This window comes from Mixta sp. (genome assembly GCF_024610815.1).
GTDB lineage: Bacteria > Pseudomonadota > Gammaproteobacteria > Enterobacterales > Enterobacteriaceae > Mixta > Mixta calida.
Genome location: NZ_JANION010000191.1, coordinates 1 through 6,259, shown reverse-complemented (window position 1 = coordinate 6,259; position 6,259 = coordinate 1). Strand labels below are relative to the sequence as shown.

Sequence of the window (6,259 nt, the reverse complement as noted above, 5' to 3'; positions counted from 1 at the left end):
GAGAGCAGCCGACCGCGCATCCGCAGCAGCGCGCCGGGCGCGATACGCAGCTGCGGGTCCAGCAGCGAGCCGCTCAGCGTGCCGGGCAAAGAGGCGTAAAATTGCAGCGCGGCCAGCTTGCTTTCGCCAGTCAAACGTAGCGGCAGATCGCTGTCGCTCAGTGACAGACGGCCCGGCCCCAGGGTTAGCACCACGTTGCCTTTGCCGCCGCGCCCCTGCGTCAGCATATTCATGCGTCCGCCGATCCCGGTCGCCTCCAGCCCCTGCCGCCAGTTTGTAAACCTCAACGCTACGCCGCCCGCCAGCGGCTGCGTCGCCCACGGCCAGCGCCAACGGCCCGCCGTAATGCGAATCTGTTCAGCGCTGACCTGCCACGGCAGATCCACCAGCGGCGTCGCTTCATCTGGCGAGGTGACGGTCAAACTGCCCGCCTGCTGACGCCAGTCAAGGGCGACATGCAGCGGATGCGGCGCCTGCGCCAGCGTAAAATCGCCTTCAAGCCGCCCGGTTTCCGGCACGCCGTTGGCGAACTCCGTCAGTTCCAGCGCGCCATGCAGCGTAACGGGCTGGGTAAGGCCCGGCGCCTGAAGCGTCAGCTGACGCAGCGACAGATGCTGCCCTTGCAGATCGGCCTGCACGCGCAGGTTCTCGCCCTGATAATCGAGCCGCTGCGCCGTGCGGTCGAGGGTCAGCCGCAGCGCGCCCGCCCAGCTCTGATAAGGATTCACGATCAGCTGCTTTACCGTTACGTCGGCGGACGGCAGCAGCGCCTGCCACTGCGCCAGGGTGCGCGGCGCGGCGGGAGAGGCATCGTTATCGGGCAGCTGACTCAGGCAGGCGCTGTCGAGCGCCAGACGCTGCGCGTCGGCCTGCCAGCGTGAATGGCCATAGCGCAGCGTCAGTTCGTCGACCTCAGCCAACAGGCAGTCGCCCGCCAGATAGCGCAGCGCCGGAATATATAGCGCTCCCTGCCGCCAGCGCGGAGAGGCATCAAGCGCGATGCGCGTGCCTGCGGGCAGCCAGATCCCTGCCAGGCGCGGCAGCCAGTGCGTCACGCTCAGCAGCAGCGCCAGCACCAGCAGAACCAACGCCAGCAGAAAGGCCAGAGCGAAAGAGAAGCGCCGACGCATTGCCATAACAGTCCTGTTCTGTAAAAAATCCCGACGGCTATGATGGCACGATCGTCAGGCAGGGTGAAGAATCGAGACGCGTTAATCCCTGTGTAAACGTAACGTAGATTAAAGGTTACGTCATATGACAGCCAGTCTAGAATAAAGGGAGAAGACAATAAGGAGACGATAATGAAACTTGCGGTCTATAGCACCAAACAGTATGACAAGAAATATCTCGATCATGTTAACGAGCGCTTTGGTTTCGATATCGAATATTTCGATTTCCTGCTGACTGAACGTACGGCGATCAACGCCGTCAACTGCGAAGCCGTTTGTATTTTTGTTAATGATGACGCCAGCCGCCCGGTGCTGGAGATTCTTCATGCCCAGGGAGTAAAAATTATCGCGTTACGCTGCGCCGGTTTTAATAACGTCGATCTGGACGCGGCGAAAGAGCTGGGAATGAAGGTGGTGCGCGTGCCGGCCTACTCGCCGGAGGCGGTAGCGGAACACGCGGTCGGTATCATGATGACGCTGAACCGCCGTATTCATCGCGCTTATCAGCGCACCCGCGACGCCAACTTTTCGCTGGAAGGGCTGATCGGCTTTAACATGCATGGCCGCACCGCTGGCGTTATCGGCACCGGGAAGATCGGCATCGCCACGCTGCGCATCCTGAAAGGGTTCGGCATGCGTCTGCTGGCGTTCGATCCTTATCCAAACCCGCAGGCGCTGGACCTGGGCGCGGAGTATGTCGATATCAAAACGCTGTTTAAAGAGTCGGACGTGATTACGCTGCACTGTCCGCTGACGCCGGAAAACCATCATCTGCTGGACGCCGCCGCCTTCAGTCAGATGAAAGATGGCGTGATGATCATCAATACCAGCCGCGGCGGCCTGGTCGATTCGCAGGCGGCGATTGACGCGCTGAAACAGCAGAAAATCGGCTCGCTCGGTATGGACGTCTATGAGAATGAGCGCGATCTGTTCTTTGAAGATAAGTCTAACGATGTGATTCAGGATGACGTTTTCCGTCGTCTGTCGGCCTGCCATAACGTGCTGTTTACCGGCCATCAGGCATTCCTGACCGCCGAAGCGCTGACCGCTATTTCTGAAACCACCCTCTCCAATTTGCAACAGTTGCAAAAAGGCGAAGCCTGCCCGAACGAAGTCAACGCTTAGCCACTTATTGCTGGTGCGTTCTGCGCGCCAGCCTCCTTAAAAGCGTGCGCAGCTTCCGCTTTCCAGCGCGCTTTCGCTACAGCGGCGTCCATTCGCTAACTGACACATGCCGATGCTGCTGCCATCAAGCTGACGTGAAAACGCCAACGTGCCGCCTGCGCTGGCGCAGTTGCTTTCCGCTAAGGATGACATGGCGACTCTGGGCTGTACGTGAGCGGCGGTAGCCTGCTGTGGTGGTTCATTGTCGCTGCTGCTGCATGCTGAAAGTAGCAGCGCAGCGCCGGCAAGCAGAAAGGAGGCTGCTTTCATCTGTCGGGCTCCGGGATTAGTGAAGTGAAGGCTTTGCCAGCATAAGCGACGTTTATCGGTGCGTCGAGATGTGAAACAACTTTTTACGTAATTTTCCCGTGCAAAAGTCTCCAGGAATACTCCCGTTTCGCTTACGGAATAGACCGAAATTATTTCATGCCGAAAGCAATGCGCTATCTCCCTTCTGAAAAGGATCGCTTGTCAATCTTCGAACGCTCTGGCATTTTGGAAACGAATGTTTCCTTATTCGGAAAAGCGATCATGACATTATTAGCGGGTACTGCCGACAGCGGCAAAGAACGCGGACGCCCCAGGGCGTTCGATCCTGAACTGGCGCTGGATAACGCCATGCTGGTCTTCAGGCAGAGGGGTTTTCACGCAGCCTCGATTGCGGATTTAACTACCGCAATGAACCTCACCGCGGGCAGCCTGTATAAAGCGTTTAAAGATAAGCGCACCCTTTTTTTGCAGGTTTTCGACCGCTACATCGCCTTACGCCATGCCGAATTGCAGTCGCGGCTGGCGCAATGCGCCAACGGACGCGCGCGCGTCGCCGAGCTGCTGCGCTTTTACCTTGATTCGGCATTTGATTTTGAAGGACGCCGCGGCTGTCTGGTGGTCGGCAGCGCGACAGAACTTCAGGTGTTGGATGAGGAACTGTCGGAGCGGGTGCGTCAGGCGGTGATGCGCAACAAAGCGCGACTGATTTCAATGCTGGAAGAAGGACAACGTGACGGCTCCGTGTCCTCCGCCATTCATGCGGAAACCGCCGCCGGGCTGATTCTTTGCATCACCTTTGGCATCCGCGTAGTGGGAAAAATCGAAGATATCGCTGAACGCGAGAATACCGTCAGCCTGGCGCTGAAGATGCTCGACTGACTTTTTTACAGACATAAACAGTCTGAACCTGTTAATGCCGCATTCAATCATAAGGTGACCAGATGGATAATTCGAACCAGGCCGTGAATACCACGCCACTGCGCTATGCCGTTGCCGACCCTGCCGCTTTAAGCGATCCGCGTCTTACTGGCTTTACGCACCGTTACGCCAATGTGGAAGGCGTGCGAATGCATTATGTCATGGGCGGCGATGCCGCAGGCGAAACGCTGGTGCTGCTGGCGGGCTTTCCGCAGAGCTGGTACGCATGGCGCAAAGTGATGTCGATGCTGGCGACAAGTTATCGCATTATCGCGCTGGATCTGCCAGGCCAGGGTGACTCCGATCGGCCTGAAACAGGCTATGACACCCGTGCGCTGGCGGAAAAAGTACACGGCCTGTTAGCACAGCTCCATATCGACCGCTATTTTATCGCGGCGCATGACGTGGGCGCATGGGTGGCATGGCCTTACGCCGCGCTGTATCGGGATGAGGTGCGCGCGCTGGCGCTGCTGGATGCGGGCATTCCGGGCGTAACTTTGCCGGACGCGCTGCCGGTTTCGCCCGACAAAGCCTGGAAAACCTGGCACTTCGCCTTTCATGTGATCCCCGATTTACCGGAGGCGTTGATTGCCGGACGCGAACGTCTTTATATCGACTGGTTCCTGAAGCGTAAAGCGGCCCGCCCCGACTGCTTTACCGATGAGGATATCGATGAATATCTGCGCGTGCTGATGATAAACGGCGGATTGCGCGCAGGCCTGGGCTATTATCGCGCCGCCGCGCTTTCCGCCGCGCAGAATCGCGAACTGTTGCAGACAGGCCCGCTCAGCATGCCGATCCTGGCGCTTAGCGCCGATCAGGGGTCGATTGCCGATATGGCCGCCCCGCTGCGCCCATTTGCAGAAAACGTATCGGGCGTATTGATCCCGCACTGCGGCCATTTTATTCCTGATGAACAGCCTCAGGCGGTCGCCAACGAATTGCGCGCCTTCTTTAACTGATAAAGCCTCATGGTTGACCGCTCGTTCAGGCGCTCATCTCCGCGCGGTTGCGTCCGTTGCGCTTCGCGTCGTAGAGCGCCTTGTCCGCGCGCTCCTTAAGCCGCTCCGCTTCGCCCTGCTGGCCGCTGGCGATCAGGGTGCAGCAGCCTGCGCTGATCGTCACCACCTTTTCCTGACGTTCCGTCGCTTCGTGGAGAAGGCCCGCTTCGCGCACCGCACGCACCGCTTTCTCAGCAAACAGCTTTACGTCAGCCACGCCCGCAAAAGGCAGAATGATGGCAAACTCCTCGCCGCCGTAGCGTGCCACCACATCACTATGACGATGGGTCAGCCCGCGTAGCACTGTCCCTACTTTTTTCAGGCACATATCGCCGGCAACGTGTCCGTAGGTATCGTTGTAGCGTTTAAAGAAGTCGATATCCAACATAATCAGCGACAGCGGCTCGCCGCTTTTGCGGGAGCGCTGTAACTCCTGCTCCAGCAGCGCATCGAATTGCCTGCGATTCGCCAGCCCGGTCAAGCCATCCACCAGCGCCAGCGATTGTAGCGTATGGTTTATTGTCGTCAGCTCATCCCTGACCTGCGTCAGCTCGATTTGGTTTCTGACATTGGCGCTAACCTGCCGTAAAACAAACCAGCCCATAATGATTATCATTGCCAGCAGCACCAGGTTCAGTATGACGTCAGTCAGATTCGCGGCAAGCCAGTCAGCGCGAATTTTATCGCGATCATAGCCTGCGGTGACAATCAACGGATACTGCTCCAGGCGGGCATAGCCGTAGATGCGCTCGATGCCGTCCAACGCCGAACGCCATGTCGCGCTGCCGCTGGCAGAGGTTTTAAGCATGGTGGTAAAGAGCGGACTGGCGGAGAGGCTTTTATTGATCACCGAATCCGGCAGCGGGCGCACGTAGAGAACCGCACTGTCAGCCAGAATCAGCCCCAACACATCACGCTCGCCGAGAATGTAGTAGCTATAAAACTGCCTGAAGTAATCCACCTTTACCGTCGCCAGCGCCACGCCGGCAAATTCGCCTTTGCTGTCATTCAGACGCACCGATACCGGAATCACCAGATCGCCGGTGGAGCGGCTGCGGATGACACGGCTGATATGTGCTTTGGCATCATTATGCGTCCGGTGCCAGATAAAATATTCCCGATCCGCATTGCTGGCTTTGGCAGGGATATTGTTCCCCGATGTAACGATCCAATTGCCCTGCTTATCATAAATAAACAGGCCATGCAGCTGCGCCAGCTTGCCATGCTGCTCCTTCAACTGACGAGCAAATGCCGGAGAGGAGGCGTAGCCCGGCCCGTTTTGCCGCAGCTGTCTCACCGCGTCGGCCAGCGTGATATCGACCTGAAGAAACGCATCCTGCGCCTGGCGCGCCAGCGAGACCGAAAGATTGCGGGCGTCATTTTCGCTTTTAGTCAACGTATGTTCCCAGGAAACCCATAGCGACCAGCTGTTGATGCCAATGACGGCCAGGCCGGTAAACAACAAGAAAACGGCCATGCTTCGACCAAGAGAAGTGCGTAAAAGTGATGAAACTGAGCTATCCGCTTTTCTGTTCACGCGCGCTGTTTCCTGAAGAGTGTTGATTATTGAGAAGCATAACTGATGAAACAAATATCGGAAACGAGGAAGTTGCAAGATGACGCGTTATTGCGCAGCTGGACAAAAATTTTATATATCACGGACATATTTCGCTCCGGTAAAAACTGCTCTTCAAAAGGAATAAAAATTGAAGCGTGTCAAATTCAATAACCCTGTTC

The 6,259-nt window shown here is 57.3% G+C and carries 6 protein-coding genes; 3 read left to right on the top strand and 3 right to left on the bottom strand.

Annotated elements, in window-relative coordinates:
• Positions 1 to 1,136 (bottom strand): intermembrane phospholipid transport protein YdbH family protein (locus tag MYY08_RS14320; RefSeq protein WP_502888473.1); only part of this gene is annotated, 1,136 nt, incomplete at its 3' end.
• A gap of 165 nt (positions 1,137 to 1,301) precedes the next feature.
• Here MYY08_RS14320 and MYY08_RS14315 point away from each other — a divergent pair.
• The gene (locus MYY08_RS14315) at positions 1,302 to 2,294 is read left to right on the top strand and encodes a 2-hydroxyacid dehydrogenase (protein ID WP_038626015.1); all 993 of its coding nucleotides are present in this window, start codon (positions 1,302 to 1,304) and stop codon (positions 2,292 to 2,294) included.
• Positions 2,295 to 2,330: 36 nt separating this feature from the next.
• Here MYY08_RS14315 and MYY08_RS14310 read toward each other — a convergent pair whose 3' ends face one another.
• Positions 2,331 to 2,603, bottom strand: coding sequence for a putative hemolysin (locus tag MYY08_RS14310; RefSeq protein ID WP_038626013.1), 273 nt, complete (start codon positions 2,601 to 2,603; stop codon positions 2,331 to 2,333).
• A 261-nt stretch (positions 2,604 to 2,864) separates the two neighbouring features.
• Here MYY08_RS14310 and MYY08_RS14305 point away from each other — a divergent pair, with 261 nt between their 5' ends.
• Complete coding sequence (locus MYY08_RS14305) at positions 2,865 to 3,482, top strand: TetR/AcrR family transcriptional regulator (RefSeq protein WP_038629987.1); 618 nt, start codon at positions 2,865 to 2,867, stop codon at positions 3,480 to 3,482.
• A 62-nt stretch (positions 3,483 to 3,544) separates the two neighbouring features.
• Complete coding sequence (locus tag MYY08_RS14300; RefSeq protein ID WP_052133893.1) at positions 3,545 to 4,483, top strand: alpha/beta fold hydrolase; 939 nt, start codon at positions 3,545 to 3,547, stop codon at positions 4,481 to 4,483.
• A 25-nt stretch (positions 4,484 to 4,508) separates the two neighbouring features.
• On the opposite strand, the gene MYY08_RS14295 is transcribed toward MYY08_RS14300, so the two are convergent.
• On the bottom strand, positions 4,509 to 5,999 hold the full coding sequence (locus MYY08_RS14295; RefSeq protein WP_288014665.1) for a sensor domain-containing diguanylate cyclase: 1,491 nt from the start codon (positions 5,997 to 5,999) through the stop codon (positions 4,509 to 4,511).
• Between the last annotated feature and the right edge of the window lie 260 nt (positions 6,000 to 6,259).